Annotated in this window: 4 protein-coding genes; 1 reads left to right on the top strand and 3 read right to left on the bottom strand. The window is 44.6% G+C overall.

The window, feature by feature from the left end; genetic code table 11:
• The 3 genes from C1I60_RS24780 to C1I60_RS08570 form a co-directional block, all read right to left on the bottom strand.
• A partial coding sequence (locus C1I60_RS24780; protein ID WP_212734449.1) for a hypothetical protein occupies window positions 1-247 on the bottom strand: 247 nt, incomplete at its 3' end.
• Between the two features lie 15 nt (window positions 248-262).
• On the bottom strand, window positions 263-670 hold the full coding sequence (locus tag C1I60_RS08575) for a TIGR02328 family protein (RefSeq protein WP_137061337.1): 408 nt from the start codon (window positions 668-670) through the stop codon (window positions 263-265).
• Between the two features lie 40 nt (window positions 671-710).
• A complete protein-coding gene (locus C1I60_RS08570; protein WP_137061336.1) occupies window positions 711-1,967 on the bottom strand; it encodes a DUF445 domain-containing protein in 1,257 nt (418 codons plus the stop codon).
• Window positions 1,968-2,675: 708 nt separating this feature from the next.
• Between C1I60_RS08570 and C1I60_RS08565 the strand changes: the two genes are divergently transcribed.
• Complete coding sequence (locus tag C1I60_RS08565; protein ID WP_137061335.1) at window positions 2,676-3,563, top strand: AraC family transcriptional regulator; 888 nt, start codon at window positions 2,676-2,678, stop codon at window positions 3,561-3,563.
• The last annotated feature ends 45 nt before the right edge of the window (window positions 3,564-3,608 follow it).

The raw sequence follows: 3,608 nt of genomic DNA, 5'->3' as shown, positions 1-3,608 counted from the left end.
CGGGCTGGGGCATATTCATCTTAATGATGAATATGCCACAGCCCGCCTGTTTCATGTGATCATAATGATTCATTAAATTTTTCTCTATTTCGAAACTTTTGTTTATATCTGGAGCTAGGTTATCATATATAATGGTACCCCTTTTTTGGCCTCTGGATATTCCTGTCCTTGATAATAATGAAACCACAGCATACGAAAACCAGTGATCACAAACACAAATAACACCGTATTCAGGAATATTTTTCATTTAGTCATCATGTACTTATACATTCGATCCATTTCTTAAATTTCCTGTACCGTTCTCCGTGATCAGAATGCCCTTGGAGGCCAGATTATCCAGGCACTCCTTCATATAAGCATCGTCATGCTCCGCATACGCTCCGACAGCTTTCAGTTCCTCGCCAAGCTCTGTCGCCCACGGTTCGCACTTCTTGCCGCGATACAACGGCTGCTCCCATAGCGGATCAACGTTGTAACCGCGACTTTTCATTTCGTCCATGACGAGCTTATGGTAGCGGACGAGCATCATCGGGTGATAGTCGAACACATAATTAACCGTAGCATGTCGCTTTCCCCACCCGTTCCCACGCAGTGCACAGCACTCACGATGCTGCCCCAGCAGTTGCGACCGCGGCAGCTTGTCGATCAACTCTTCGTGCCAAAGCCTCATGCTTCCACAACCTTATCTGTAGCATTTTTTCTCTAATGAATCAACCGATCAGCATACGGATACCTGTCAGGACAATACCGATCAGAAAGCCCGTAACCGCGCCGTTAATACGTATCCACTGCAAGTCCTGCCCCAGCTTGTCCTCCATCAGAGCAATCAGTGAATCGTTATCCATTTTATCTATATTTTCACGTACCAGATTACCAATCCGACTGTGGTTGGCTTCCACCAGCCCGGTAATGCCTGCCACAATTCTAGAATTGATCTTATCCAGCAGCTCGGTATTCCCTCTCAAATCATCCAGCATTCGATCCAGTAGCGGAAAAATATAGGTCGGCACATAGCGGCCGTCTTCCATATAGTCCAATAAGCGTACACGCAGCTCTTCCATCTTATGAAGCACCGACGCATCGCCTTCCCATGTATCCACAAGATTGTTTTTCCAGCTATTCAATCCTTCCTGAACCGAATCTTTCGTCGCCAGACGGGTCAGTTGTGTTTCCAGACCATCCAGCACGGCCTGACGGTGTGGATGGTCTTCCCTTTTCAGCTCCGCGACCTGATCCAGCAGGAAGTGACGAATCATTTCACCCATGCGCTCTTCGTTCAAATAGCCAAGGAACGCATTCAGAGCAAATTGCATCAGCCCGCTCACTTGCAAACCGCTAATAGCCTGCATACCCAAGGTACCCAGTGTGTAGCCCGTTTCTGGCTTCAAAAGCCAGGACTCAGCCTGCTCCAGCGAGTAATCCAGCGCGCGGCGGTCATAGCCCTTCTTACCGGTTTGACGGACAAGCGCCTCCAGCAGCGGTCCGGCGTCGAAGTCTGTCACTTGCCGCTTGAGTTCGACTGCAATTACCGGGGCCAACTCCGCAAGCGGAAGCGACCGAACCAGTCGTTTGGCGAGAACATCTATGGATGCGGCCGCTTCCAGCGTGTGCATTCCCTTTTCCACACCGCCCAGCATCAAATCAGCCAGCCGGATATCGGCAATTTTAGATGCGATACTGTCTTTGTTAAGCAGGTTATTTTCCACCGTACTCACCAAGGCACTCGTCAGCTTGCCCCTGTTCTTGGGAAGAAGCGCCGTGTGCGGAATCGGAATGCCCAGCGGGTGACGGAACAATGCGGTGACAGCGAACCAGTCTGCCAGTCCTCCGACAAGTCCTGCCTCGAAAGCACCTGCTAACAACCGAGCCCAGCCATATTGCTGAAAAGGCAACGTAGCTGCAAAGCCTGCTCCCAGAATAACGAGCGACCAAGCCGCTGCGGTTTTCGTATTTTTTGGTTTTTCCATCCTATAATCCTCCAAACTGACTGTCGAGTAAGTAAAGCCCTATATCTGTATTACCCATCATATCATTGCCCGTATAAATTCCAAAGCTAATAACACTCTATCTCTTAACAGAGTAGAAAATCACGCAAATAAGTGAATGCACTTTTTGTATGATTTTGTACTTTTATGCTGTTATTTATCATAAAATTAACATATATTAACAATGCACAAATCAGCATAAAAAAAGTTCATATATCTCCCTTGTGCGCCTACATATTTGTGAACAAAATCACAACATTGGACCCAATCTAATTTTTTCCCATGATAAGCCTAATGAACTATTTCGCTAGAACAAAGACCCATTTTTTTTAAAACGAAAGGATATGCGCGATGGAAGGTGGAATGGGCATAGAATACCTTTAGTATCCTTTCCTGGAGTTTATCCCAGAAATGAATTGAACCCATGGCATCTCCGAATTTTTTCAACATGATTTATCTTTTTCGTAGGAATAAATGAGTTAAACTATGGAGGAAACGGGGCTGTATACACCATAATAGTACACCTGAATTAAAATGGGAAATAATTCAAAATATTATTCGCTACATGCATTTATGTGATGTGATAAAATAAAACCGTATAAATAGGAAATCATGTGCAAACCACCATTTAGTTTGTTAAACAAACAGCCATTAGCTTGATAAATTTGCTCTTTTGTAAAGGAATTGGATATGACAACAGACCAAAAAAACAACGGGAATGGCATCCCTTGGAGCAGCGATCCAGTAATCATTGCACGTACTCCCTCCGCTTTTGCCAAGAAATCCCTTTTTTATATACAGGAAATAGGTTATTTCAAAAAAACATCTGCTTATGCCATGGAACGGAAGGAGCTTACTTCGTTCTTGCTCGTTTTTACGTTATCAGGACAAGGGGAATTGCTATACCGGGAGAAAAAATACATATTGAAGCCTCATGATATGTTTTTCGTTAGTTGTGAGGAATACGTACAGTACAGCACCGCTGGTCATGAAGCATGGGAGTTTATCAGTGTAAATGTGTACGGCAATCTGATCGACAATTTCTATGAACAATTTGCCAAACACAACAAGCCTGTAATATCACTCAACGATCCATGCACCATATTGGACAAGCTGCGTTCCCTGTTATGCGTACAATCTGACAGAACTCTCTCTGCTGAGCTGTTTACATCCAGACTCATCGGTGAGTTGCTGACGTATATTTTGCAGCACCCCTACGATCATCCGTATGTAAACCAGGATACGATCACCGAGATACGCAAGGTTCAGCAATATTTGGATCGATCCTACAGTGAACGAATTACGCTGGATTCTCTGGCAGACATGTTTGAGTTAAACAAATTCAATCTCGCTAAAAACTTCAAGAAACAGATCGGATTTTCTCCTATTGATTATCTCATTAATGTCCGTATCACAGCGGCTCAAGGCTGGCTCAAAACCAGTGACGAATCCATTGTGGATATCGCACGGTTTGTAGGTATTCCCAACACCAGCCACTTTATCAACCTGTTCAAGGAACATGTCGGAGAAACCCCACATTCCTTCCGCAAAAAATGGGGGAATCGAACCAAACTATAATCTCATCTATCCAATGACTTTGTCGAAAAACAGAGAAAAAACGAG

The sequence above is a fragment of the Paenibacillus terrae genome (assembly GCF_005217525.1).
Lineage (GTDB): Bacteria > Bacillota > Bacilli > Paenibacillales > Paenibacillaceae > Paenibacillus > Paenibacillus terrae_C.
The sequence above is the reverse complement of the archived record's forward strand: the minus strand, read 5'-3'. Positions and strand labels throughout refer to the sequence as shown.

Bases quoted from the DNA above. Each gene is read 5' to 3' on its own strand.
- C1I60_RS08575 (WP_137061337.1), bottom strand. From the start codon at position 670: ATGAGGCTTTGGCACGAAGAGTTGATCGACAAGCTGCCGCGGTCGCAA.
- C1I60_RS08570 (WP_137061336.1), bottom strand. From the start codon at position 1,967: ATGGAAAAACCAAAAAATACGAAAACCGCAGCGGCTTGGTCGCTCGTT.
- C1I60_RS08565 (WP_137061335.1), top strand. From the start codon at position 2,676: ATGACAACAGACCAAAAAAACAACGGGAATGGCATCCCTTGGAGCAGC.